General features: G+C 67.1%; 18 protein-coding genes. 11 read left to right on the top strand and 7 right to left on the bottom strand.

The genetic code is table 11. From position 1 onward, the window contains the following. The first annotated feature begins 51 nt into the window (after positions 1-51). The 6 genes from ACXI0U_RS12500 to ACXI0U_RS12475 all read left to right on the top strand — a co-directional run bounded on the left by ACXI0U_RS12500 (position 52) and on the right by ACXI0U_RS12475 (position 7,951). Complete coding sequence (locus ACXI0U_RS12500) at positions 52-720, top strand: transglutaminase-like domain-containing protein (protein WP_431484791.1); 669 nt, start codon at positions 52-54, stop codon at positions 718-720. 191 nt (positions 721-911) lie between these two features. Continuing rightward, positions 912-1,532: a glutathione S-transferase family protein gene (locus tag ACXI0U_RS12495; protein ID WP_021217961.1), complete on the top strand. Its 621-nt coding sequence runs from the start codon at positions 912-914 to the stop codon at positions 1,530-1,532. A gap of 85 nt (positions 1,533-1,617) precedes the next feature. After that, entirely contained in the window at positions 1,618-2,550 is a 933-nt protein-coding gene (locus tag ACXI0U_RS12490) for an ABC transporter ATP-binding protein (RefSeq protein WP_184488774.1), read from the top strand. After that, a complete protein-coding gene (locus ACXI0U_RS12485) occupies positions 2,547-3,326 on the top strand; it encodes an ABC transporter permease (protein WP_021217959.1) in 780 nt (259 codons plus the stop codon). The genes ACXI0U_RS12490 and ACXI0U_RS12485 overlap by 4 nt, the downstream gene beginning before the upstream one ends. A 546-nt stretch (positions 3,327-3,872) precedes the next feature. After that, a complete protein-coding gene (locus ACXI0U_RS12480) occupies positions 3,873-4,892 on the top strand; it encodes an efflux RND transporter periplasmic adaptor subunit (protein WP_374980551.1) in 1,020 nt (339 codons plus the stop codon). Further along, complete coding sequence (locus ACXI0U_RS12475) at positions 4,889-7,951, top strand: efflux RND transporter permease subunit (protein ID WP_479550339.1); 3,063 nt, start codon at positions 4,889-4,891, stop codon at positions 7,949-7,951. Before ACXI0U_RS12480 ends, ACXI0U_RS12475 begins: the two co-directional genes overlap by 4 nt. A 276-nt stretch (positions 7,952-8,227) precedes the next feature. On the opposite strand, the gene ACXI0U_RS12470 is transcribed toward ACXI0U_RS12475, so the two are convergent. Continuing rightward, a complete protein-coding gene (locus ACXI0U_RS12470) occupies positions 8,228-10,309 on the bottom strand; it encodes a TonB-dependent receptor family protein (RefSeq protein WP_479550338.1) in 2,082 nt (693 codons plus the stop codon). Between the two features lie 21 nt (positions 10,310-10,330). After that, a complete protein-coding gene (locus ACXI0U_RS12465) occupies positions 10,331-11,266 on the bottom strand; it encodes a LysR family transcriptional regulator (RefSeq protein ID WP_043244817.1) in 936 nt (311 codons plus the stop codon). A 161-nt stretch (positions 11,267-11,427) separates the two neighbouring features. On the opposite strand from ACXI0U_RS12465, the gene ACXI0U_RS12460 reads away from it, so the two are divergent. Continuing rightward, positions 11,428-12,657: an acyl-CoA dehydrogenase gene (locus ACXI0U_RS12460; protein ID WP_021221223.1), complete on the top strand. Its 1,230-nt coding sequence runs from the start codon at positions 11,428-11,430 to the stop codon at positions 12,655-12,657. A 72-nt stretch (positions 12,658-12,729) separates the two neighbouring features. On the opposite strand, the gene ACXI0U_RS12455 is transcribed toward ACXI0U_RS12460, so the two are convergent. The 4 genes from ACXI0U_RS12455 to ACXI0U_RS12440 form a co-directional block, all read right to left on the bottom strand. Continuing rightward, positions 12,730-13,758: a MerR family transcriptional regulator gene (locus tag ACXI0U_RS12455; RefSeq protein WP_431484789.1), complete on the bottom strand. Its 1,029-nt coding sequence runs from the start codon at positions 13,756-13,758 to the stop codon at positions 12,730-12,732. Positions 13,759-13,843: 85 nt separating this feature from the next. Then, positions 13,844-14,050 (bottom strand): hypothetical protein, encoded by a 207-nt coding sequence (locus tag ACXI0U_RS12450; RefSeq protein ID WP_021221225.1) that lies wholly within the window; start codon positions 14,048-14,050, stop codon positions 13,844-13,846. A 6-nt stretch (positions 14,051-14,056) separates the two neighbouring features. Continuing rightward, positions 14,057-15,052: a TerC family protein gene (locus ACXI0U_RS12445; RefSeq protein WP_021221226.1), complete on the bottom strand. Its 996-nt coding sequence runs from the start codon at positions 15,050-15,052 to the stop codon at positions 14,057-14,059. Between the two features lie 548 nt (positions 15,053-15,600). Next, the gene (locus ACXI0U_RS12440; protein WP_184491804.1) at positions 15,601-16,971 is read right to left on the bottom strand and encodes a substrate-binding domain-containing protein; all 1,371 of its coding nucleotides are present in this window, start codon (positions 16,969-16,971) and stop codon (positions 15,601-15,603) included. A gap of 301 nt (positions 16,972-17,272) precedes the next feature. Here ACXI0U_RS12440 and ACXI0U_RS12435 point away from each other — a divergent pair, with 301 nt between their 5' ends. Then, a complete protein-coding gene (locus ACXI0U_RS12435; protein ID WP_021221228.1) occupies positions 17,273-17,599 on the top strand; it encodes a YegP family protein in 327 nt (108 codons plus the stop codon). 72 nt (positions 17,600-17,671) lie between these two features. Here the strand turns inward: ACXI0U_RS12435 and xthA are convergent, their stop codons facing one another. Beyond that, entirely contained in the window at positions 17,672-18,484 is an 813-nt protein-coding gene (gene xthA / locus ACXI0U_RS12430) for an exodeoxyribonuclease III (RefSeq protein ID WP_021221229.1), read from the bottom strand. 134 nt (positions 18,485-18,618) lie between these two features. Between xthA and ACXI0U_RS12425 the strand changes: the two genes are divergently transcribed. Genes ACXI0U_RS12425 through ACXI0U_RS12415 form a run of 3 tightly spaced genes read left to right on the top strand, consistent with a single transcriptional unit; the run spans position 18,619 to position 24,684 of the window. Then, a complete protein-coding gene (locus tag ACXI0U_RS12425; protein WP_031288386.1) occupies positions 18,619-19,272 on the top strand; it encodes a GNAT family N-acetyltransferase in 654 nt (217 codons plus the stop codon). A 37-nt stretch (positions 19,273-19,309) separates the two neighbouring features. Next, on the top strand, positions 19,310-21,040 hold the full coding sequence (locus ACXI0U_RS12420; RefSeq protein WP_423728902.1) for an autotransporter assembly complex protein TamA: 1,731 nt from the start codon (positions 19,310-19,312) through the stop codon (positions 21,038-21,040). Beyond that, entirely contained in the window at positions 21,037-24,684 is a 3,648-nt protein-coding gene (locus tag ACXI0U_RS12415) for a translocation/assembly module TamB domain-containing protein (protein WP_479550337.1), read from the top strand. Before ACXI0U_RS12420 ends, ACXI0U_RS12415 begins: the two co-directional genes overlap by 4 nt. The last annotated feature ends 161 nt before the right edge of the window (positions 24,685-24,845 follow it).

Below are 24,845 nucleotides of genomic sequence, written 5' to 3'. Positions count from 1 at the left end.
GGGCGTCGGGGCCGCCCCTAGACTGGGAACGGTTCACCGAGGAGAAATGCCATGCAGCCTTACCTGCGATCCGGTCGCTTCGTTGATAGTGACCACCCCCTGGTGGTTGAGTTCGCCTCGCGAAACTGCGGCGGGAGCGCGCAACCGCGTGACCGGGCGGTCAGTCTGTACTACGCCGTGCGCGACTCCATCCGCTACAACCCCTACGCCTTCAGCCGCGACCCCGAGTCGCTCAGGGCCAGCACCGCCCTGGCGGTGGGCGAGTCGTACTGCGTGCCCAAGGCCATCCTCCTCGCGGCCTGTGCGCGGCATTGCGGCATCCCCGCGCGTATCGGCCTGGCCGATGTGCGCAACCACCTCGCCACCCCGCGCCTGCTGCAGTTGCTGAAGAGCGAGGTGTTCGCCATGCATGGCTACACCGAGCTGTACCTCGATGGGCGCTGGGTCAAGGCGACGCCGGCCTTCAACCTGGAGCTGTGCCGGCTGTTCGATGTCGCGCCGCTGGAGTTCGATGGGGCGACCGACAGCGTCTTCCACCCCTTCAACCGCCAGGGCGAGCGCTACATGGAATACCTCGCCGACCACGGCCAGTTCGACGACCTGCCGGAGGCGCTGTTCTTCGGCCACCTGGAACAGGTCTACCCGCACCTGTTCGAGGCCGATGCGGCCTTCATGAGCGGTGACCTGCACAGCGAGGCGGCTGCCGTAAAGACACCGTAGGTTGGCGCCGAGCGCAGCGAGGCCCAACGCATCGTGGTCCGGTCCCGCCGCATCGGGCTTCACCCCAAGCACGCCTTCGTCCATTCGCCACCCCGCTCCGGTCGATATGCGTTATCAACGCAAATCCTTGGCCAGGGTGGGGGGATTTGCCTCTAGAATCGACGCCTCATGAAAAGTCAGGACAATCACAGATGCTGAAGATCTGGGGCCGCAAGAATTCGTCCAATGTGAGAAAGGCGCTCTGGGCTGCCGAAGAGGCTGGTATCGCCTTCGAGGCGATCGATGCCGGAGGCGCCTTCGGCCTGGTCAACGACCCCGAGTACCGGGCCAGGAACCCCAACGGCCTGGTGCCGCTGATCGAGGATGGCGAGCTGGTGCTCTGGGAATCCAACGCCATCGTCCGCTACCTGGCCGCGCGTTATGCCGCGGGCCGTCTCTACCCTGAAGACCCGGTGCTGCGTGCCCGGGGCGACAAGTGGATGGACTGGACCACCTCGGCCTTCGCCCCGGTGTTCCGCGACCTGTTCTGGGGCACCCTGCGTACGCCGCCGGCGGAACGCGACCCGGCGAAGATCGCCGCCGCCCTGGCCCGTTGCAGCGAGCTGCTGGCGATGCCCGAGCGGGCCCTGGCCGAGCAGCCATTCCTCTCCGGCGAGCATTTCGCCATGGGTGACATCCCCTTGGGCAGCTTCATCTATGCCTGGTTCGAGATGCCCATCCAGCGCCCCGAGCTGCCGGCCCTGGAGGCCTGGTACGGCCGCCTCAAGGAGCGCCCGGCCTACCGCAAGGCGGTGATGACCGCCCTGACCTGATGCTAGGCTCAACCCATCAAGCGGCTTGATGGTTGCGTTTGCAGCCATCAAGACGAATTTCCATCTATTTGCACAAAGGCACGTCATGACATCTGCTCTGTCCATCCGGCAGCTGACCAAGACCTACGGCAACGGCTTCCAGGCCCTCAAGGGCATCGACCTGGAAGTGGCCGAAGGCGATTTCTTCGCACTGTTGGGCCCCAACGGCGCCGGCAAGTCCACCACCATCGGCATCCTCTCCACCCTGGTGAACAAGACCAGCGGCACGGTCAATGTCTTCGGCAACGACCTCGACACCTCGCCCTACGCGCTCAAGCGCTGCCTTGGCGTGGTGCCCCAGGAGTTCAACTTCAACCAGTTCGAGAAGGTCTTCGACATAGTCGTGACCCAGGCCGGCTACTACGGCATCCCGGCGAAGATCGCCAAGGAGCGCGCCGAGCAGTACCTCACCCAGTTGGGCCTGTGGGACAAGCGTGACGCGGCGTCCCGCGAGCTGTCCGGCGGCATGAAGCGGCGCCTGATGATCGCCCGAGCGCTGGTCCACGAGCCGCGCCTGCTGATCCTCGACGAGCCCACCGCCGGCGTCGACATCGAGCTGCGCCGCTCCATGTGGAGTTTCCTCACCGGGCTCAACGCCCAGGGCATCACCATCATCCTCACTACCCACTACCTCGAGGAAGCCGAGCAGCTGTGCCGCAACATCGGCATCATCGACCACGGCACCATCGTCGAGAACACCAGCATGAAGTCGCTGCTGAAGAAGCTCCACGTGGAGACCTTCCTGCTCGACCTCAAGGATTCCCTGGCCAGCCTGCCGCAGCTCGCCGGCTACCCGGCGCGCCTGGTGGACCACCACACCCTGGAGGTGCAGGTGGACAAGAGCCAGGGCATCACTGAGCTGTTCCGCCAGCTCTCGGCGCTGAACATCGATGTGATCAGCCTGCGCAACAAGACCAACCGCCTGGAGGAGCTGTTCGTGTCCCTGGTCGAGAAGAACCTGTCGAAGGTGGCCGTATGAGTTCCGAACTGCGCGCCAACCTGGTCGCCCTCAACACCATCGTCTACCGCGAAGTCCGCCGCTTCACCCGCATCTGGCCGCAAACCCTGCTGCCCCCGGGCATCACCATGGCCCTGTACTTCGTGATCTTCGGCAACCTGATCGGCCGGCAGATCGGCGACATGGGCGGCTTCAGCTACATGGAGTACATCGTGCCGGGGCTGATCATGATGTCGGTGATCACCAACTCGTACAGCAACGTGGTCTCCAGCTTCTTCGGCAGCAAGTTCCAGCGTTCGGTGGAGGAGCTGCTGGTGTCGCCGGTCTCGCCGCACACCATCCTCCTCGGCTACACCATCGGCGGCGTGCTGCGGGGCCTGGCGGTGGGGGTGATCGTGACCCTGCTGTCGCTGTTCTTCACCAAGCTGCAGGTGCACCACCTGGGCGTGACCGTGCTGGTGGTGCTGCTGACCGCCACCACCTTCTCCCTGGGTGGCTTCATCAACGCGGTGTATGCGCGCAACTTCGACGACATCTCCATCGTCCCGACCTTCGTGCTGACGCCGCTGACCTACCTGGGCGGGGTGTTCTACTCCATCAGCCTGCTGCCGCCGTTCTGGCAGACGGTGTCCCTGGCCAACCCCATCCTGCACATGGTCAACGCCTTCCGTTACGGCATCCTCGGTGTCTCCGACATCAACATCGGCATCGCCATCGGCCTGATGACGCTGACCACGGTGATCCTCTACATCGCCTGCATCCGCCTGCTGGTGAGCGGTCGGGGTATGCGCCAGTAAGGCATCGCTGATGAGGGCAAGGGTGCTCCAGCCGTAGGAGCGAGCTCTGCTCGCGAACCTTGAATGGCGGGGGCTGGATGGCATTGCTCTGTCATGGGAGCGAATTCATTTGAACTTGGAAAACCACGTCCTTAGGGCGTGGTCATCGGTTCTGCCTGTGACGATTTGAATTGATAGCCCTGCAGGATGAACGCGTGTCGTAGGGTGTGCCGTGCGCACCTCCGCGCGGTGCTTCCGGCGAGTCCGAGGTGCGCGCAGCACACCCTACGTCCGAAGTGAGCGGCGGCTGCTTGCTCCAAGGTCTGATTGCGCCCCTTCTAGGGGGCCAAAAGCAAAGCACGTTCTAAGAACGTGGATTTTTACTCGCGAATAAAGGCCCGTACCGGGCATCGCGGTTGAAACCGCTGGCCCGCCTCCGAATTGCACCCACTCCGATACAAAGCGTCACAGACTGCATCTATCTTTACGTGCCCCTGACAAAAGTCTGCCGATACTCTCGGTAGACTTTTTCATTTCCGACAAGAACGACTCGAAAAGAGGCTGTTGATGATCGCTCGTCGCCGCGCCTGGCCGTTGCTGCTGTGTGGATTGCTCGCCTGTCCGGCCTTCGCCGCCAATCCGCCCCTGGTGGAGGTGGCCGAGCCCCAGCGGGCGCTGGTGCGGGATGAGCTGGTGACCTTCGGCTCGTTGCGCTCCGACGAGTCGGTGACCATCCGCCCGGAGATCGAAGGGCGCCTGGCGCGCCTGCATTTCAAGGAAGGGCAGCAAGTGAAGGGCGGCGACCTGTTGGTCAGCCTCGACGACGCCATCGCCCGTGCCGAGCTGGACCAGGCCCGGGCCAACCTGGAGCTGGCGGAGAAGAGCTACCAGCGCGCGCAGATGCTGTTCAAGCGCGGCGCCAGCAATGCCCAGGCCCAGGACGAGGCGCAGTCCCAGCAACAAGCCGCCCGTGCCAGCCTGGCCTTGGCCCAGGCGCGCCTCGACAAGACCCAGATCCGCGCGCCCTACGACGGCTTCCTCGGCCTGCGCCAGGTGAGCACCGGCGACTACCTCAGCCCCGGCCAGGACATCGTCAACCTGGAGGTGCTCGACCCGCTCAAGGTGGACTTCCGCGTGCCGCAGAAGGCCGTGGCCCAGGTGCATGTCGGGCAAACCGTGGAGATCAGCGTCGATGCTTACCTGGGTGAGCGCTTCCGTGGCCGCATCATCGCCCTCAACCCGCGCCTGGACGAAGTCGGTCGCAGCCAGGCCATCCGCGCGCAGATCGGCAACGCCGACCACCGCCTCAAGCCTGGCCAGTTCGTCAAGGTTTCGGTCATCCTCGAAGAGCGCCCCGACGCGCTGCTGATCCCCGAGGAAGCGGTGATCCCCGTGGGCCAGCAGCTGTTCGTCGCCATAGTCGTGGACGGCAAGGTGGAGCGCCGGCAGATCCGCATCGGCCAGCGCCAGCGCGGCAAGGCCGAGGTGCGCGAAGGCCTGCAGGGCAACGAGCAGGTGATCACCGCGGGCTGGCAGAAGGCCGGGCCCGGGCAGGAGGTGCGCAGCGTGGCGCGGGGTGAGCTATGACCCTGTCCGACCTGTGCATCCGCCGCCCGGTATTCGCCACCGTCCTCTCCCTGGTGGTGGTGCTGCTGGGGTTGATGGCCTACCAGCGCCTGACGGTGCGTGAGTACCCGAACATCGACGTGCCCATCGTCACGGTCAACGTCATCTACCCCGGTGCCAGCCCGGAGATCATGGAATCCCAGGTGGCGCAGCCCATCGAGGACGTGCTCTCGGGCATCGAGGGGCTGGACTTCGTGTCCTCCATCAGCCGCTCCGAGAACACCCAGATCACCGCGCAGTTCCGCCTCGGCACCGACGCCGATGAAGCGGCCAACGACGTGCGCGACCGCCTTGGCCGGGTACGCGGGCTGCTGCCCACCGAGATCGACGAGCCGGTGGTGCAGAAGGTCGAGGCCGATGCCCAGCCGGTGGTGTGGATCGCCTTCTACAGCGAGCAGCACTCGGCGATGGAGATCACCGACGTGCTGGAGCGGGTGGTGCAGGACCGCCTGCAGACCATCCCCGGCGTCTCCGAGGTGCAGATCCGCGGCGCGCGCACCTACGCCATGCGCATCTGGCTCGACCCGGAGAAGCTCGCCGCCCACGACCTCACCGTGCAGGATGTGGAAGACGCCTTGCGCCGGCAGAACGTGGAGATCCCCGCCGGGCGCATCGAGTCGGTGCAGCGCGAGTTCAGCGTGCTCTCGGAAACCGACCTGAAGACCCCCGAGGAATTCAACGACCTGATCATCGACGATCGCCGTGGCTACCTGCTGCGCCTGTCCGATGTGGGCCATGCCGAGATCGGCGCCGCCGACGAGCGCTCGCTGGTGCGCTTCAACGGCCGCCCGGCGGTGTCCCTCGGCCTGGTGCGCCAGGCCACGGCCAACCCGCTGGAGATTTCCGACGGCCTCAACGCCGCGTTGCCGGATGTGCGCGAACTGCTGCCCGAGGGCATGCAAATGGCCATCGCCAACGACAACTCGCTGTTCATCCGCGAATCCATCTCCAACGTCTACGCCACCATCTGGGAGGCGGTGGTGCTGGTGGTTCTGATCATCTTCCTGTTCCTGCGCTCGCTGCGGGCGACGCTGATCCCGCTGGTGACCATCCCGGTGTCGCTGATCGGTGCCTGCGCGCTGATGGCGCTGATGGGCTTCACGGTCAACACCCTCACGCTGCTGGCGATGGTCCTGGCCATCGGCCTGGTGGTGGACGACGCCATCGTGGTGCTGGAGAACATCCACCGGCATATCGAGGCGGGCCTGTCGCCGGTACAGGCGGCCTTCAAGGGCAGCCGCGAGATCGCCTTCGCGGTGATCGCCATGACCCTGACCCTGGCCGCCGTCTATGCGCCCATCGGCTTCATGCAGGGCACCTCGGGCAAGCTGTTCACCGAGTTCTCCTGGACCCTGGCCGGCGCCGTGCTGGTTTCCGGCTTCGTCGCCCTGACCCTGTCGCCGATGATGTGCGGCCAACTGCTCAAGCCGCACCGGCCCGACCATCGCCACGGCCGCGTCTACAACCTGATCGAAGGCTTCCTCAATGGCCTCACCTACAGCTACCGCCACCTGCTGGAGCGGGTGCTGCGGGCCTGGGTGCTGATCGCCATCTTCCTGGTCGGCGTGTTGCTGCTGTGCGCCTGGATGTTCACCGGCCTGCGCAGCGAGCTGGCGCCCACCGAGGACACCGGCACCATAGTCGGCACCCTCAACGGCCCGGACGGCGCCACCCTGCAGTACACCAGCCGCTACGCGAAGATGCTCGAGGACGCCTACAAGTCCATCCCCGAGACCAACCGCTACATGGTGGTGGTGGGCTTCCCCACCGTGGCCCAGGGCCTGTCGTTCATGAAGCTGGAGGACTGGGACAAACGCAGCCGCAGCCAGTTCGAGATCCGCGACGAGCTCCTGCCCAAGTTGCAGGACATCCCCGGCGTGCGCGCCTTCCCGGTCAACCGCCCGCCGCTGGGGCAGAGCGCGCGCAACCAGCCGGTGAACTTCGTCATCCGCTCGTCCCTGGAATACGCCGAGCTGCAGCAGTACGTGGACAGGCTGCTGGAGCGCATCCGCGACTACCCGGGGCTGGAGAGCATCGACACCGACCTCAAGCTCAACACCCCGCAGCTCAAGGTCACGGTCAACCGCGAGCAGGCCACCGCCGTAGGCACCGACGTCGCCACCATCGGCCGCAGCCTGGAGAGCCTATTCGGCAGCCGCCAGGTGACCCGCTTCAAGCAGAACGGTGAGCAGTACGACGTGCTGGTGCAACTGGCCAACGTCGACCGCAGCAACCCCGACGACCTCAACCGCGTGTACGTGCGCGGCCGCGACGACAGCATGGTGCAGCTCTCCAACCTGATCGAGGTGAAGGAGACGGTGTCGCCGCGCGAGCTCAACCACTTCAACCAGCTGCGCGCTGTGACCCTCAGCGCCAACGTCGGCAGCGGCTACACCCTGGGCGAGGCGCTGACCCACCTGGAGCGCGTGGCCCGCGAGGTGATGCCGCCGGAGACCCAGTTCGACTACACCGGCACCTCCCGCGACTTCAAGGAATCCAGCGCCGGGGTGGCGCTGACCTTCGCCCTGGCCCTGGTGTTCATCTACCTGGTGCTGGCGGCGCAGTTCGAAAGCTTCGTCGACCCGCTGATCATCCTCTTCAGCGTGCCGCTCTCCATCGCCGGCGCCTTGCTCGCCCTGGAGCTGTTCGGCGGCACCCTGAACATCTATTCCCAGGTGGGCATGGTCACGCTCATCGGCCTGATCACCAAGCACGGCATCCTCATCGTCGAGTTCGCCAACCAGCTGCTGCGCGAGGGCCGCAGCCTGGACGAGGCGGTGATGGAAGCCTCGGTACAGCGCCTGCGGCCGATCCTCATGACCACCGGCGCCATGGTCCTCGGCTCGCTGCCCCTGGCCATCGCCACCGGCGCCGGCGCGGAAAGCCGCCAGCAGATCGGCATGGTGATAGTCGGCGGCCTGCTGGTGGGCACCTTCTTCACCCTGTTCGTGGTGCCGACCCTGTACCGCAAGCTGCGCCAATGGCGGCCGATGCGCCTGGAGGAGCCGGCGCTGGCGTGATGCCCCATGGGCTTGTAGGGGCGAATTCATTCGCCCGCTCTTGCCGTGGCACCGACTATCAAGGGGCGTAGGGTGGAGGTCGCTTTTTACCTCCACCAAGCGGAGTCGGGATTAGCACGCGCTTATGCCTTGAACCGTGGCCGAAACGATTGGCTATTTACAGGGGAGCGCCCCGGGCTGAAGCCCGGGCTACGGGGCCTTTGTGGGAGCGGATTCATCCGCGATGAGGCCCGTGCGGGCCGTAGGTCGGGTGCAACCCGACGGATTGCGGACCCTTCAATCGAACGCGTATTCCACACCCGCCGCGACATACCAGGCGCGCCCCGGACCGGGTTCGTAGTAGCGCTGGTTGCCGTCACCGACGATGACCGAGCCGATGTAGCGGCGGTCCAGCAGGTTGTCCAGGCGCAGGGTCTGGCTGAAGGTCAGGCGCTCGAGCGTCTGCTCGAAGCGGGCGCGCCAGTTGAGCAGGGCGTAGCCGGGGGCCGGGCGGGCGCTGTTGCTGTCTTCCACATAGAGCTTGCTGCGGTAGAGACCCTCCAGCGCGGTGCTGATGCCCGCGCGCGGGCGCCATTCCAGTTCGCCCCAGAGGCTGGTGGCGGGCACGCCGGGCAGGTGGCGCCCGGCGGGAATGTTACGACCGCCGCTGGTGAAGCCCTGGTCGTAGGTGGCGCTGAGGCGGGTGTAGGCGAGGCGGGTGTGCAGGGTTTCGCTCAGCGCGCTGTCCACGGACAGCTCCAGCCCGTGGCGCCGGGTGCGGGCGGCGTTCTGGTAACGGGTGCGGCCACCGCTGGCGGCATCCACCACCAGTTCGTCCTCGGTGTCGATGCGGAACAGTGCCAGGTTGAGGCGGGTGGCTTCGCCGACCAAGCTCTTGAGGCCCACTTCGTATTGCCGGCTGGTGGCCGCGCTCAGGTCGAAGCCAAAGCTGTCGCCGGGCCCGGAGTAGGACAGTTCGTTGAGCGTCGGCGTCTCGAAGCCATTGCCCCAACTGGCGTAGAGGTTCAGTTCCGGGGTCAGCGCGTAGCTGGCGCCCAGGGTCGGGGTCAGGTCGCGGTAGGTGACCGAGCCGCTGTCGTCGCCGTTGCCGGGGCGGATGTAGTGGTCGTCCACGTCGAACGCCACTTCGTTGTATCGCAGGCCGCCCTGCAGGTTGAAATCCCCCAGGCGCCAGCCGAGTTGCAGGTAGGGGGCGATGCTGCTGACTGCGTCGCGCTCGTCCCGGCGCAGGTTGCCGCGCACGCCCAGCTGGCTGCCGACGAAGTTCTCGTAGCCCTGGCGGTCGTCGCTGGACTGGTCGTAGTCCACCCCGGTGGTGAGGGTGAGGTTGCCCAGGCCGGGGTCGAAGTCCTGCAGCCAGCGGGTGCTGGCGCCATGGAAGCTGCGCTCGAAATCGATCACGCCGCCGGCGCTGCGCGGGCTGGCCTGGGCGGACGAGGGGATCGCCTGGTACTGGATCACCCGCCGCGTGCCGCCATAGAGGGTGGCCTGCCAGGTGCCGGCGGCAAAGGCGCGCTCGTAGTTGAGGCCGGCCTGGCGGTGGTCGATGGTCTTGCGCGTGTCGTAGTTCAGCGCCGTATCGACGACGCCGCGCGGATCGGCCTGGTAGCTGGCCCAGGTCAGGCCGAGCGGGTCCTGGGTGCCGTTCTGGTTCAGCTGGCTGAAGGTCAGCGCCAGCTTGCTGTCGTCGTCCGGGTACAGGGTCAGCTTGGCGAAGCTCTTGTCCAGGGTCGCGGCGCTGTGCTTGCGGTAGCCGTCGCTCTCGTAATGGGACTGGTTGACCAGGAAGCCGCCCCGGTCGTTGCCGCCCTCGGCGGTGATGCGGGTGCGGGAGGTGCCCCAGGCGCCCTGGGAGGTTTCGCTGGAGACCTTGGGCGCACCCTGGCCGTCGCGGGAGAACACCTGGATCACGCCGCCGGCGTTGCTGCCATAGATGCTGGCGAAGGGGCCGCGCAGCACCTCGATGTGGTCGAGGGTGTCGAGGTCGAAGGTGGCCGCCTGGCCCTGGCCGTCCGGGTTGGAGGCAGGGATGCCGTCGGCGATCAGCTTGATGCCGCGGATGCCGAAGGCCGAGCGGGCGCCGAAGCCGCGCGAGGACACTTGCAGGTCCTGCGCCTGGTTCTGGCGGTTCTGCACCACCAGGCCGGGCACGGCGTTGAGCGCTTCGGAGAGGTTGACCCCGGGCTGGCCGGAACTGGCCTGTTCGCGCTCGATGCGGTCGACGGAGAAGGGCAGCTCGAAGCCGCTGGCCGGGTAGCGGCTGCCGGTGATCACCAGCGGTTCGACCTGCAGCGTCTCGGCCTGGGCCAGCGGGGTGAGTGCCAGGGACAGCGCCCAGGCAGAACGGTAGGTCGGCATGGGGCGTCCTTGCGTGGCGGGTCAGGCTTTCTCGGCTTTTTCCGCGCGTTGCTCCTGGGCGGTAACCTGCTGGCAGATCTCGATCATCTGCTCGCGCATCCAGCGGTTGGCCGGGTCCTGGTCGGTGCTTTCGTGCCAGTAGAGGTGGGTTTCCAGGGAGGGCACGTCGTTCACCGGCAGCTCGACGTAGTGCAGCTCGTGGCGGCGGGCGAAGCGCTCGGGCACGGTCATCGCCATGTCGGTGTTCTGCATCACGGTGGAGGCCATCAGGTAGTGCTGGGAGCGCAGGGCGATCTTGCGCTGGATGCCCATCTTGCCGAGGGACAGGTCGATGTAGCCGAGGCCGCTGCGGCGGCTGGAGATATGGATGTGGGTCAGCGACAGGTATTCGTCGAGGCTGATCTTCTCCTTCGCCAGCGGGTGGCCACGGCGCATGGCGCAGACGTAGCGGTCTTCCATCAGCTTGACGTGGCGCACCTGCGGGTCGGTGTTCAGCGGGGCGTCGACGGCGAAGTCCAGGCGCCCGGCTGCCAGCTCCTTGGTGGTTTCGCGGCGCTTGGCCAGGAAGCTCTCGATCTGCACGTTGGGGGCGAGCCGGCGCAGGCGCTGGAACAGCGGCGGCAGGATCACCGTCTCGGTGAGGTCGGTCATGCTGATGCGGTAGGTCTTGTTGGCCTGGCTCGGGTTGAAGGTGCGGCTCTCCTGCACCGAGATGCGCAGCTGCTGCAGGGCGTTGCGCACCGGGCCGATGATGTTCTGCGCCATGGGCGTGGGCACCATGCCCTGGGCGGTGCGCACAAAGAGCGGGTCGTTGAAGGTCTCGCGCAGGCGGGCGAGGGCGTTGGAAACGGCGGGCTGGGTAATGCCTACGATCTGCCCGGCGCGGGTCAGGTTGGCCTCGGTATAGATGGCATCGAAGACGATGAAGAGGTTGAGGTCGACCTTGTTCAGGTTCATGTCCGAGTGCACTCCGTAGGCTGTTTTTATGGGCGGATCATATATCGGTGATGAATGTTTATACACGGTGAAAATAGGTTAGATAAATCTTAATCGCTGTTCTAGCATCATTTCCACACCTCACCCGTACCCAGAAAACATCCGTCAGAAGGTAGCTCCGCATGGATTTCGCCTACTCCCCCAAGGTCCAGGAACTGCGTGAACGCGTAACGGCGTTCATGGACACCTACGTCTACCCGGCCGAGCCGGTATTCGAGCAACAGGTCGCAGAGGGTGATCGCTGGCAGCCCACCGCGATCATGGAAGAGCTCAAGGCCAAGGCCAAGGCCGAAGGCCTGTGGAACCTGTTCCTGCCCGAGTCCGAACTCGGTGCCGGCCTGACCAACATGGAATACGCACCGCTGGCCGAGATCATGGGCCGCTCGTTGCTGGGCCCGGAGCCGTTCAACTGCTCCGCGCCGGATACCGGCAACATGGAAGTGCTGGTGCGCTACGCCAACGAAGAACAGAAGAAGCAATGGCTGGAGCCGCTGCTGCGCGGCGAGATCCGCTCTGCCTTCGCCATGACCGAGCCGGGCGTGGCTTCGTCCGACGCCACCAACATGGAAGCCCGCGCCGTGCGCCAGGGTGACGAGTGGGTGATCAACGGCCGCAAGTGGTGGACCTCCGGCGCCTGCGACCCGCGCTGCAAGATCCTCGTGTTCATGGGCCTGTCCAACCCGGACGCGCCGCGCCACCAGCAGCACTCGATGATCCTGGTCCCGGTGGACACCCCCGGGGTGAAGATCCTCCGCCCGCTGCCGGTATTCGGTTACGACGACGCGCCCCACGGCCACGCCGAAGTGCTGTTCGAAGACGTGCGCGTGCCCTATGAGAACGTGCTGCTCGGCGAAGGCCGCGGCTTCGAGATCGCCCAGGGCCGCCTCGGCCCAGGCCGCATCCACCACTGCATGCGCTCCATCGGCATGGCCGAGCGCGCGCTGGAGCTGATGTGCAAGCGCGCCGTCAGCCGCACCGCCTTCGGCAAGCCGCTGGCCCGCCTGGGTGGCAACATCGACAAGATCGCCGACTCGCGGATGGAGATCGACATGGCGCGCCTGCTGACCCTGAAGGCGGCCTACATGATGGACACCGTGGGCAACAAGGTGGCCAAGAGCGAGATCGCCCAGATCAAGGTGGTGGCGCCCAACGTCGCCCTGCGGGTGATCGACCGCGCCATCCAGATCCACGGCGGTGCCGGTGTCTCCAACGACTTCCCGCTGGCCTACATGTACGCCATGCAGCGCACCCTGCGCCTGGCCGACGGCCCGGACGAAGTGCACCGCGCGGCCATCGGCAAGTTCGAGATCGGCAAGTACGTACCGAAAGAGATGCTGCGCAGCGGTCATTGATCGCCGAGCAGTAATGAAGAGGCCCGCACGGGAAACCGTGCGGGCCTCTTTCGTTTCAGGCGGTGGAGGGGGTCAGCCGCGTGCGGCCATCAGGTGGCCCATGGCCTGGCGCAGGTAGTCCAGCAGTGCATCGCTGGCCCAGGAGCCGTGGCGCAGTTCCGGTTCGCTCACCAGCGCCTGGCGGATCTTCTGCTGGGTGCGCGGGTCGGCACCGGCGTAGGAGCGGAACAGCTCCAGCCAGCGCCGGGCGAGGGCCAGGGTCGCCGGGGCATCGGCTGGTGCGCCGGATTCCATCTGCTGCTGCACCTCGGCGATCAGCGGTGGCCATTCGTGCATGCGCTTGCCGTAGTTGGCCTTGAGGTAGGCGAACTCCTCGGGCGTCAGGTGGCGCTGGTAGATCGCCATCTTGGTTTCGCTGAAGGCCTGGACCACATAGGCCATGGTCTGCGGGGTGATGCCCGTTTCCTCGCGCAGCGCCGGCTCTGCCTCGTGCATGGCATTGAGCTTGGCGAACAGCACCGGGTTGCCGCCGGTATCCGCCTCCAGCATGGTCATCCAGGTACGCGACAACGCCTGTGCCTCCTCGGCCTGGGGTGGTACGCCCTGGGCGATCAGTGCCTGGACCCGGGCCACCAGCCCGGCCCATTCGCGCCGCCGCGCCTCGTCCGCATACAGGCGCAGTTGCTGCAGTTCTTCCGGGGAGAAATAGCTGTCGTACATATTCATCAACTCCAGAGTGGTGAGCCATTCGGAGAGCTCCGGCTCCTGGCCGCTCTTCAGCTGGCCACCGAGGGTGGCCAGGCGTTCGCGCAGAAGCTGCCGGTGGGCGATCTCCCGGTCGAGCTGGTGAATCTGCTGCTCGATGAGGGGGGAGAGCGATACCGGCGCCTCGTCCAGCCACCCGCCGATCTCCGCCAGGGACAGGCCCAGCTTGCGCAGGACCTGGATCTGGTGGAGACGGGCGATGTCCGAGCGGCCATAGAGGCGATAACCGGAACCCGAGCGCGCGGAAGGGCGGAGCAGGCCGATCTGGTCGTAGTGGTGCAGGGTGCGGACGGTCAGCCCGCAGCGCTTGGCCAGTTCACCGACTTTCAATGACATGTCCTTGTGTCTCCTCGCGTGCCTGGCGGCATCCTCGGGCCTGACGTTGCGTGAGGGTCAAGCGAGGGCTGGAATCAATTCTGATTCAATCCTGGTGAGGCAGGGAGGGTTCGTGAGAAAGGGGCGGCGCGGCGTCGCGCTGCTGGCGCAGCCACTCCAGGCGCATGTGCAGCTGGGCGGCGAAGGTACGCGCGGCGAGCTCCTCGTGGAAGCTCACCCCGCGTTGTCCCATCTTTACCTGCCAGATCACTCGACCCCGTTGTTCGAGCACTACGATCTGCACGTCTCGCATCGATTCTCAGTCTCCGGCTGATGAAGCCTGGGGGCGGTCGCGGGTCTTGAACAGCGACAGCAGCACGCCACCGGCAAGCAGGCCAAAGGTTACGCCAAGAGAGATCAGCGCGGGAATCTTGCCGATGAAACCGTGCAGGAAGATCTTGCCGCCGATGAAGATCAGCACCAGCGCCAGGGCGTACTTCAGGTAGACGAAGCGGTGCATCAGCGCGGCCAGGGCGAAGTACAGCGAGCGCAGGCCGAGGATGGCGAAGATGTTCGAGGTGTAGACGATGAAAGGGTCCTGGGTGATGGAGAAGATCGCCGGCACGCTGTCCACGGCGAACACCAGGTCGGCCAGCTCGATCAGCACCAGGGTGAGGAACAGCGGGGTGGCCCAGAGCAGGTGGTGCCCGGAGGCGTTCTGCAGGCGCACGAAGAAGTGCGCGCCGTGCAGGTCATCGGTGACCCGCATGTGCTTGCGCACGAACTTCAGCACGGGGTTCTGCGAGAGGTCGCGCTCGGCGTCCTCGCGGGCGAACAGCATCTTCACCCCGGTGAACAGCAGGAAGGCGCCGAAGATGTAGAGGATCCAGTCGAACTCTTTCACCAGCGCGGTGCCCAGGCCGATCATCAGCGCGCGCAGCACGATCACCCCGAGGATGCCCCAGAACAGCACCCGGTGCTGGTAGCGGCGGGGGATGGCGAAGAAGCCGAAGATCATCGCCATGACGAAGACGTTGTCCATGGACAGCGACTGCTCCACCAGGAAACCGGTGTAGAACTCCAGCGCGGCCTGGGAACCCAGCTCGTACCAGACCCAGCCGCCGAAGGCGACGCCCACGCAGAAGTAGCCGCTGTAGAGCAGCAGGCTCTCGCGCATCTCGATTTCATGCTGGTCGCGGTGCAGGACGCCGAGGTCGAACACCAGCAGGCCGAAGACGATGGCCAGGAACACCAGCCACAGCCAGGTGGCGGTGCCGAGGAAGTCGGCGAACAGGAACGTGTGCAGAGCTGACATGAGCCCCTCCTTGCTTGTCGTGTTGAATGCTCAACAGTGACTCCGACATGGCGGGTGCAAACCGTCAGAGGGGCCCGGCGTCACATAAGGGAAGGCTAGCGCAGCGGCGTCGCCGGTAAAACCGGCAACGTTTCATTTCATTGCGCGCGGTCAAGGTTATCGACTGCGGAAGGGGCGGGGAGTGCGAAGGGAATGTTCAGCCGTGCTTTCCGGGACGAGGTGCCCGGCTTTCCACGAGGTTCATCGATGCGGCGTTCCAGGCACGGTGACGTGCCGCGCAGGACTCCGTCTGGTGGAGGTAAAAAGCGACCTCCACCCTACACATCGGTCATGTCCGGCGTGGGGCATTCGCAAGGGCGATTGTAGGGGCGACTTCAGTCGCCAAGCGGCGCGCAGCGCCGCCATCCCCGCGGGAGCGAATTCATTCGCGAAAAGCGGCCCGTCCCGGGCATCGCGGTTGAAACCGCTCCCACACCTTGAGCCAAAAGAATCGCCCCCGTCCGGAGCGAACCGGACAGGGGCGACGATGACGCGGAAGGTCGGATCGGTCAGTAGACCCAGACTTCCACCCGGCGATTCTTGATGCGGCCTTCCTCGCTGTTGGCGGCCACCGGCAGTTCATCGCCCAGGCCGGTGATCTCGCGGAAGGACACGCCGGCCTTGGCCAGTTCGCGGCGCACGGCCATGGCGCGCAGCTTGGAGAGGAGGGCGGCACGGCCCGGGTCGGCCTTGGGGTCGCCGAAGCCCACCAGGGTCACCTGGTTGGACAGCTTGCCGCTCTCCTTGAGATAGTCCAGCACGCGCTCCACGTCGCGCAGGGCCTTGTTGTCGAGGTTGGCGCTGCCTTCCTGGAAGCGGAAGTTCACCGACAGGCGCTGGGCGTCGCGGGCCAGTTGCTGATAGTCCTTGGGCATGTCGGGCTGGGCGGCGACCTTCACCGCCTGCACCGTCTGCGCGACGAAACCGGTCTGGGCGACGATGGCCTGGCCGCGCGGGCCTTGGGCGAAGCGCACCAGGGCCTGGGCCCAGGGGTTCTTCTCGCCGGGCTTCATATAGAAGAACAGGCGGCGCGACAGCGGGTAGTCCTCGGTGGCGATCTGCGTCACCGACGGCGCCATGGCCTGGGACTCGCCATCGGCGATGGAGGCGGCGCGGGACTTGCCCACCGAGGCGAGGCCGACGAAGCCGATGCCGGCGGCGTCGGCGCTGACGGCTTCGGAGAGCTTGTCGTTGGATTCGAAGCGCTTGGCGCTGGCGGCGAGGCTCTTGCCGTGGGCGGCCAGCACCAGTTCCTTGAAGGTGTCGAAGGTGCCGGACTTGTCGTCGCGGGCGTACAGGTGGATGGCACCGCCCTTGCCGCCGATCTCCTCCCAGGTCTTCACCTCGCCGGCGAAGATGCGTGCCAGCTGCTCGGTGCCCAGGCTGGCCAGGGTGTTGCCTGGGTTGACGATGATGGCCAGGCCGTCGATGGCGATCACATGCTCGCCGTAGCGGCTCTTGAGGTCGCCGAACACCGAGAGGTCACTGGCTTCGGCGTCCTTGATCGGGCGCGAGGCGGCGGCCAGGTCGGCGCTGCCGTCCTTGATCGCGACGAAGCCGGTGCCCGAGCCGTGGGCGGCCACGGTGATGCGCACGTCGCGGCCGTTGGGCGCACGGCCCACCAACTGCACTTCGTTTTCCTGGGTGCCGGGCTCCTGGCGGATGCCGCCCAGGCCTTCCTCTTCCATCAGGCCGCGCACCAGCGCCGGGCCGAGCTTGGCGCCGATGGTGTTGGAACCCTGGATGCGCAATGCCGGGCTCTTGTCGGCGGGCAGGGGCAGGGCGGCGAACACCGACCAGGGCAGGGCGTAGCAGACGAAACCGAGCAGCAGCATGCTGAGGGTCCGGCTCCAGATATCTCGTTCACTGAGGTCGCGCATCATGCGGCGGGCCTTATCGCTAGGGGTGACTGGGAAGTGCCGCGAGATTAAGTCAGCGAGGTGACGGAGATATTACAAAGCGCTCTGCAATGGGCCTCGGGACCTTTCCCGCCCCGCGTATGGACCAGGGCCTACGACGGCTGCCCGGGCACCCCGACATACCGCTCGCGCGGCCATCGGTATGGTTCGCAACTTTGTCTGGCCGGGCGGCAGGCAAGGAAGCTCAAGCGTCCCTCGTCCGCCCGTGCCAGGCACCAAGCCCCGCTTTTTGGGGCATCCATCTGTGACTAAGGAGTTGGAAATGGCTGGCTGGTTCGAGCTGAAGAAGTACGGCAACGGTGAATATCGCTTCCGCCTGAAGACCCGGGAGGCGCAGGTCGTGCTGCAAAGCGGCCGCTACCCCTGCCGGGACAGCGCCGAAAGTGCCATCGCGCTGTTCCGCAACCACTGCGCCAATGAGGAGCGCTATGAGCGCCGCATGGCCACGGGTGGCAAGAACTACTTCCGCCTCAAGGCCGGTCGCGAGGTGATCCTCGAAAGCCACCTCTACGATTCGGAGCCGACCCTCGACGCCGCCATCGAAAGGATCATGACCCTCGGCACCACGCCCAAGGTCGAGCTGGCCTAAGCCCGGCGGATAGCAAAAAGCCCATCGCGAGATGGGCTTTTTTGTGCCTGATTGCCGGGAAACCCGGCGCGATCAGCTCAGTTCCAGCCAGATCGGCGCGTGGTCGGAGGGTTTCTCCATGCCGCGCAGGTCGTAGTCGATGCCGGCGTCCTTGATCCGTGCCTGCAGCGGGCTGGTGGCGAGGATCACATCGATGCGCAGGCCGCGCTTGGGGTCGTCCTCGAAGCCGCGGCTGCGGTAGTCGAACCAGCTGAAGCGGTCGTTCACCTCGGGGTTGAGGTGGCGGAAGCTGTCCACCAGGCCCCAGCTCTTCAGGGTCGCCAGCCACTCGCGCTCTTCCGGAAGGAAGCTGCACTTGCCGGTCTTCAGCCAGCGCTTGCGGTTCTCCTCGCCGATGCCGATGTCGCAGTCTTCCGGCGAGATGTTGATGTCGCCCATCACCACCAGCGGCTGATCCGGCTTGAAGTTGCCCAGCAGCAGCTCCTGCAGGTCGGCGTAGAAGCGTTGCTTGGCCGGGAACTTGGTCGGGTGGTCGCGGCTCTCGCCCTGGGGGAAGTAACCGTTCATCACCGTCACCGGGTTGCCCTGTTCATCGGCGAAGGTGCCGTAGATGAAGCGGCGCTGGGACTCCTCGTCGTCGTTGGGGAAGCCCTTGTGCAGGGACAGCGGCTCCTGGCGCGAGAGCAGGGCGACACCGTAGTGGCCCTTCTGCCCGTGGTAGTGCACGTGGTAGCCGAGCTTGCGGATATCCGCCTCGGGGAACTGGTCGTCGGAGACCTTGGTTTCCTGCAGGCCGATGACGTCCGGCTGGTGTTTGGCGATCAGCGCTTCGAGCTGGTGAGGACGGGCACGCAGGCCGTTGATATTGAAAGAAACGATCTTCATGACGGAGCCATCCTGGAAAAACGCCGATCCTAGCCCATCGTCGGCACGCCCTGCCACCCGTGTGGCGAGGCCTTTGGGGCGGTGCTACCTTGCCTGTGGGCCTGATAACCACATAACAAACGAGGTCACCGTGAATGCCTGGATACGTCCCCACCGCGCCGGTTGAAGTCCGCATGCTCGACGGCGGCTATGCCCGCGAGGCACGTTCGCTGCTCTACCACGCCTATCGCCACGAACCCACCTTCGCCTACCTCTTCGAGGCCGAGCGCGCCGGCTACGACCAGCGCGTGCGCGCCACGGTGCGCGAGCTGGTGCAGCAGCATTTCCTCGAAGACCTGCCGGCCATCGGCCTGCTCATCGAGGACCGCCTGGTGGGCATCGCCCTGATCGCGCCGCCGCAACGCCGGCTGGATATCACCGAAAGCTGGGGCTGGCGCCTGCGCATGCTGATGACCACCGGCTTCCGCTGCACCAAGCGCTACCTGGAGTACCACGACGCGGTGCTCGCCTGCCTGCCGCCGGGGCCTTACCACGTATTGCCGCTGCTGGGCATCCACCCGGAATTCCAGGGCAAGCACCTGGGCGAGAAGCTGCTGCAGGCCCTGCACGACTGGTGCGCCGAGGACGCCGGCTCCCAGGGCGTGGTGCTGGACACCGGCAACGCCCGCTACCTGGATTTCTACAAGCGCCAGGGCTACGAGGAGATCGGCGAGGTCGCGCTGGGGCCTGTGCTGGAACACGTGTTCTTCCATCCCAATCCGACGCCGGCGCTGCAAGCGAACGCGTAGGACGAGACTGTAGGCAACACGTGCTAGCATCCCGCGAATGAATTGGTGCCAAGGATTGCGTGGGCTACTCGCGCTCGGATTGTCGTGTCTCTGTTCGACCGCGCTGGCCAAGGCCTCGCTGGACGTCAAGGTGACCCCCGCCAATGCTGCCCTGAAGGCCAATATCGAGGCCTTCATCGGCAGCCTTGGCGACCGTGATGAAACCGCCCTGCGGCGTTATCGGCGTGCCGCCGAGGACCAGGCGCAGCAAGCTGTCCAGGCCCTCGGCTACTACCAGGCGGAGATCGACAGCCGTGTACTTCCCGGCAACGACCCCAAGCTGCAGCTGGAGGTCGTGCCCGGCGAACCCGTGCGCCTGCGCAACGTGCAGGTGCGCATCGAGGGCGAAGCGGGTGTCCTCAAGGCGTTCCGCGTGCCCCAGAGCAAGGCACTGCAGCCCGGCCAGCCGCTCAATCACGGCGCCTATGAAGACGCCAAGAAGCTCATCCAGAACCAGGCCCTGCGCTACGGCTTCTTCGATGGCAAGTTCCTCTCCCAGCGCCTCGACATCGACCCCCGCGCCGGCATCGCCGACATCGACCTGGTGTACGCCAGCGGTCCGCGCTACGACCTGGGCCGGGTCAGCTTCCAGGGCGATACCCCTTTCGACGAGGCGCTGCTCGCGCGCCTGGTGCCCTTCGCCGCCAACACCCCCTACGACGCCGACCTGGTGGCCAAGCTCAACCAGAACCTCCAGGCCAGCGGCTACTTCGACGAGGTGCGGGTGGATGCCCTGCCCGACCCGGGGGAGGGCCGGCGGATACCGGTCAAGGTCCAGCTCAGCGCGGTGAAGCCGCGCACCATGGGGCTGGGCGTCGGCTTCTCCACCGACGTCGGGCCGCGCGCGCGGGCCAACTGGACGCGCCACTGGGTCAACCCCCAGGGCCATCGCCTGGGCGCCGAGACCGAAGTCTCCGCGTCGCGGCAGAACGTCGGCGCCTGGTACGAGATTCCCCTCGACCCGCCGCTGACCGACAGCCTGCGTTTTACCAGCGGCTTCCAGCGCGAACAGCTGGTGGACGTCGAGAGCCGCCGCTTCACCCTCGGCACCCAGTGGCAATCGAAGCTGCCGGACGACTGGCAGCGGGTCGTCTCCCTGCGCTGGGAGCAGGAGAGCTATGACTTCGGCGACGGCAGCCCGGACGGGCGCAGCAGCTTCCTCATCCCCGGCATCGGCTACAGCGTCACCCGCAGCGACAACCGTCTCGACCCCAGCCAGGGCTACCACCTGCAGGTGGACCTGCGCGCGGCCAAGGAGGGCATCCTCTCCGACGCCGACATGACCTACGCCAGCGCCCTGGCCAAGGGGCTCTACACCCTGCCCGGCGGGCACCGGGTGCTGGCCCGGGCCCAGGTCGGCGGCATCGCCACCACCGACTTCAGCGCCATCCCGCCGTCGCTGCGCTTCTTCGCCGGTGGCGACCAGAGCGTGCGCGGCTATGACTACCAGACCCTGTCCCCCGAGGACCGCCAGGGCAACAAGGTCGGCGGCCGCTACCTGGTGGTGGGCAGCGCCGAATACCAGTACCCGGTGGCCGAGCGCTGGCGCATCGCCGCCTTCGTCGACCGCGGCAACGCCATGGACTCGCTCAATGCGGCGATGAAGACAGGCGCCGGCATCGGCGTGCGCTGGGTGTCGCCGGTGGGGCCGATCCGCCTCGACTTGGCCAAGGCGCTGGACGACCCCGGCGGCTTCCGCATCCACTTCTCCATGGGTCCCGAACTGTGAGGCGCGGGCTCCGGCTCGGCCTGTTCGCGGTGGCCGGCGTGCTGGTCCTGACGCTGGCGGGTGTCGGTGCGCTGCTGTTCAGCGAAGCCGGCGGGCGCTGGCTGCTGGCGCGGGTGCCGGGCATCACCGTGGAAGGCTTCAGCGGCACGCTTGGCGGGCGCTGGAGCGCCGAGCGCCTGGCTTGGCAACAGGCGGGCGACAGCCTGTCGATCACCGCGCCGGTGCTGGAATGGTCGCCAGGCTGCCTGCTGCAGCTGACCCTGTGCATCGACACGCTGACGGCCGACGACGTGGCCCTGAGCCTGGCCCCGGGCGGTGAGACCTCCGATGAGCCGCTGCAACTGCCGGCCCTCGAGCTGCCCCTGGCGATCCGCCTGGGCGAGGTACGCGTGCAGCGCTTCGAGCTGGACGGCAGCGAACAGCTCAGTGACCTGCACCTGCGCGCCCAATGGCTGGGCGACGGCCTGCATATAGACGAAGCCAGTCTGCGCCACGGCGACCTGGCCCTGGCACTCCAGGGCACCCTGCAACCCCGTGACGGCTGGCCGCTCGAGGCCAGCGGCAGCCTGCAATTACCCGCCGTCGAGGGCCAGCCCTGGTCCCTGGCCCTGGAGGCGAAAGGCGACCTGCAAGGCACCCTCACGGCCCAGGCGACCAGCAGCGGCTACCTGGCCGCCACCCTCGACGGCCAGCTGCAGCCCCTGGCGCCGCACCTGCCCGCCAGCGCGCGCATCCGCGCTGCCGCCTTCAAGGCCCAGGCCGGGCTGCCGGACACCCTCACCCTGCAACGCGTGGAGCTGGACGCCAAGGGCGACCTGCAACAGGGCTACACGGTGCAGGGCCGCGCCAACCTGCCGGGGCAGGGCGGTGATGTCGCTCTCGACCTGGCCGGCAAGGTCACCGCCGCCGGGGCCGAGATCCAGCGCCTGCTGCTCAGCGCCGCCGCCGAACAGAGCGTGCAGCTGCAGGGGCGCATCGACTGGCAGCAGGCCCTGGCCATCGACGCCCAGCTCGCCTGGCGCGACTTCCCCTGGCAGCACCTCTACCCCCAGGAGCAGGAGCCGCCCGTGGCGCTGCAACGCCTGGACGGCGAGGTGCATTTCAGCGAGGGCCGCTACCAGGGCCGCTTCGACGCCGCGCTCAAGGGGCCGGAAGGCGACTTCAGCCTGGCCAGCCCGCTGCAGGGCGACCTGGCCCGCGTCGAGCTGCCCGACCTGCAACTGAAGGCCGGGCAGGGCAAGGCCCGTGGCCGCCTGCAGCTGGGCTTCGCCGACGGCGTCGACTGGGACAGCGAACTGACCCTGAGCGACCTTGACCCGGCCTACTGGCTGGCCGAATTACCGGGCCGCCTGGCCGGCACCCTGGCGAGCAAGGGCAGCTTCCGCCAGCAGCTCGAACTCAAGGCCGATCTCGATCTCAAGGGCCAGCTGCGCGGCCAGCCGGCGCTGCTCAAGGCCGTGGCCGAGGGTGCCGGGCAGCGCTGGGACCTGGGCCAGCTGCAGGTCCGCCTGGGCGACAACCGCATCGATGGCAAGGGCCGCCTCGACCAGCGCCTGGACGGCCAGTTGGACATTGCACTGGGCCGCCTGGGCCAGCTCTGGCCCGGCTTGTTCGGCGGGCTGACCGGCAAGCTGGTGGTCGCCGGCAGCGCCGACGCACCCCAGGGGCAGCTGGACCTCAAGGGCGATCGCCTGGGCATGGGCGACCAGCGCCTGCGCCAACTGACCCTGCAGGCGCGGCTGGATGCACGGCAGAACGCCACCCTGCAGCTGGACGCCAGCCAGCTCCAGGCCGGCGACAAGGCCCTGGGCGACCTCAGCCTCAAGGCCTCGGGCGACAAACAGCGGCAGCAGCTGGAAACGCGCCTGCAAGGCCCCTTGCTCGACCTGCAGCTGGCCCTCGACGGCCTGCTGGACAAGGGCGACTGGCGCGGCCGCCTGAGCCGTGGCGAACTGCAAAGCGGCGGCCAGGACTGGCGCCTGGAGCAACCCGCGAAGCTGCAACGCCTGGCCGACGGTCGCCTGGAACTGGGCGCCCATTGCTGGCGCTCTGGCCCCGCCAGCCTCTGTGGCGGCGACCAGCGCCTGCTGCCCGAGCCGAAGCTCGACTACCGCCTGCGCGACTTCCCCCTCGATAGCCTGGCCGAATGGCTGCCGGACGATTTCGCCTGGCACGGCACGCTCGACGGCGATGTACAGCTCGAATTGCCCGCGCGCGGCCCCAGCGGCCGCGTGCAGCTGGATGCCAGCAACGGCGTGCTGCGCCTGCGCGAGGAGAGCAAGGACGGCAAATGGGTCGACTTCCCCTACCAGGCCATGCGCCTGGAAAGCACCCTGCGCCCGCAGAGCATCGACAGCCGCCTGCTGTTCCAGGGCGAGCGCCTCGGCCGCCTGCAGGTGGACGCCCGGCTCGACCCGCGCCCGCTGCGCAAGCCGCTGTCCGGCGACTTCCGCCTGGAAGGGCTGGACCTCGCCGTGCTGCGCCCCTTCGTCGCCGGTGTCGAGGAACTGGAAGGCCAGCTGGACGGTGCCGGCACCCTCGGCGGCACCCTGCTGGCGCCCAATGTGCTGGGCCAGGTGCGCCTGCACGGCGGCAAGCTGGCCGGCGGCGACCTGCCCACCCGCATCGAAGACCTGAACCTGGATGCCCGCATCGCCGGCGAGAGCCTGGAACTCAGCGGCGCCTGGCGCAGCGGCGAGAAAGGCAACGGCAACCTCTCCGGCACCCTGGCCTGGAGCCAGGGCCTGGACATGGACCTGGCCATCCGTGGCAGTTCGCTGCCGGTGGTGGTGGAGCCCTACGCCAACCTGGAAGTGGACCCCGACCTGCGGGTGCGCCTGGCCGACCAGCGCCTGGCGCTCACTGGCAAGGTGCGGGTGCCCCGTGGCCAGATCAAGATCCGCGAGCTGCCGCCCCAGGCGGTCAAGGTGTCGCCGGACGCGCACCTGGTGGGTGAGCAGGAGGACGAGCAGGCACCGCTGCAACTGGCCATGGACGTCGACGTCGAGGTGGGCCAGGAGCGCCTGTCCTTCAGCGGCTTCGGCCTCACCGCCGACCTCGTCGGCCACCTCAAGGTGGGCGACAACCTGGCCGGGCGCGGCGAGCTCAACCTGAAGAACGGCCGCTACCGCGCCTACGGCCAGCGCCTCGACCTGCGCCGGGCGCGCCTGCTGTTCGCCGGGCCGCTGGACCAGCCCTACCTGGACGTCGAGGCGGTGCGCAAGATCGGTGACGTCACCGCCGGCATCCGCCTCAACGGCCGCGCCGACGAGCCCACCACCCAGGTCTTCTCCACCCCGGCCATGAGCCAGGAGCAGGCACTGTCCTACCTGGTGCTGGGCCGTCCGCTGGAGCGCGGCAGCGACGGCAACGCACTGGGCCAGGCGGCACTGGCGCTGGGCCTGTCCGGCAGTGCGCCGCTGACCTCGGAGCTCGCGCAGAAGCTCGGCCTCAAGGACTTCCAGATCGGCGACGACGGCGCCACCGGCGTGCTCACCGACCGCCTGAGCATCCGCTACGGCCTCGGCGTGCTCGAGCCCACCAGCGTCGTCGCCCTGCGCTACGAACTCACCAAGCGCCTGTACCTCGAAGCCGCCAGCGGCCTCGCCAGCTCCCTGGACCTGTTCTACAAGCGCGACTTCTGATGGGGCAGGGGACGCAGGGGCGAATTCATTCGCCCATGGGCAACGGAGCGGCCCTGTTGGTGAGCGAAGCGGAACCCATGCGGATCGGCGCGGCTGAGGACTCGACAGGATGAGCGCGTGCCGTAGGGTGTGCCGTGCGCACCGCCGCCGCACGGTGTCTC

Source organism: Pseudomonas sp. C9D1 (assembly GCF_056491235.1).
Note: the sequence above shows the minus strand (reverse complement) of the source record. Positions and strands in the feature narration are given on the sequence as shown.

Bases quoted from the DNA above. Each gene is read 5' to 3' on its own strand.
- ACXI0U_RS12500 (WP_431484791.1), top strand. From the start codon at position 52: ATGCAGCCTTACCTGCGATCCGGTCGCTTCGTTGATAGTGACCACCCC.
- ACXI0U_RS12495 (WP_021217961.1), top strand. From the start codon at position 912: ATGCTGAAGATCTGGGGCCGCAAGAATTCGTCCAATGTGAGAAAGGCG.
- ACXI0U_RS12490 (WP_184488774.1), top strand. From the start codon at position 1,618: ATGACATCTGCTCTGTCCATCCGGCAGCTGACCAAGACCTACGGCAAC.
- ACXI0U_RS12485 (WP_021217959.1), top strand. From the start codon at position 2,547: ATGAGTTCCGAACTGCGCGCCAACCTGGTCGCCCTCAACACCATCGTC.
- ACXI0U_RS12480 (WP_374980551.1), top strand. From the start codon at position 3,873: ATGATCGCTCGTCGCCGCGCCTGGCCGTTGCTGCTGTGTGGATTGCTC.
- ACXI0U_RS12475 (WP_479550339.1), top strand. From the start codon at position 4,889: ATGACCCTGTCCGACCTGTGCATCCGCCGCCCGGTATTCGCCACCGTC.
- ACXI0U_RS12470 (WP_479550338.1), bottom strand. From the start codon at position 10,309: ATGCCGACCTACCGTTCTGCCTGGGCGCTGTCCCTGGCACTCACCCCG.
- ACXI0U_RS12465 (WP_043244817.1), bottom strand. From the start codon at position 11,266: ATGAACCTGAACAAGGTCGACCTCAACCTCTTCATCGTCTTCGATGCC.
- ACXI0U_RS12460 (WP_021221223.1), top strand. From the start codon at position 11,428: ATGGATTTCGCCTACTCCCCCAAGGTCCAGGAACTGCGTGAACGCGTA.
- ACXI0U_RS12455 (WP_431484789.1), bottom strand. From the start codon at position 13,758: ATGTCATTGAAAGTCGGTGAACTGGCCAAGCGCTGCGGGCTGACCGTC.
- ACXI0U_RS12450 (WP_021221225.1), bottom strand. From the start codon at position 14,050: ATGCGAGACGTGCAGATCGTAGTGCTCGAACAACGGGGTCGAGTGATC.
- ACXI0U_RS12445 (WP_021221226.1), bottom strand. From the start codon at position 15,052: ATGTCAGCTCTGCACACGTTCCTGTTCGCCGACTTCCTCGGCACCGCC.
- ACXI0U_RS12440 (WP_184491804.1), bottom strand. From the start codon at position 16,971: ATGCGCGACCTCAGTGAACGAGATATCTGGAGCCGGACCCTCAGCATG.
- ACXI0U_RS12435 (WP_021221228.1), top strand. From the start codon at position 17,273: ATGGCTGGCTGGTTCGAGCTGAAGAAGTACGGCAACGGTGAATATCGC.
- xthA (WP_021221229.1), bottom strand. From the start codon at position 18,484: ATGAAGATCGTTTCTTTCAATATCAACGGCCTGCGTGCCCGTCCTCAC.
- ACXI0U_RS12425 (WP_031288386.1), top strand. From the start codon at position 18,619: ATGCCTGGATACGTCCCCACCGCGCCGGTTGAAGTCCGCATGCTCGAC.
- ACXI0U_RS12420 (WP_423728902.1), top strand. From the start codon at position 19,310: ATGAATTGGTGCCAAGGATTGCGTGGGCTACTCGCGCTCGGATTGTCG.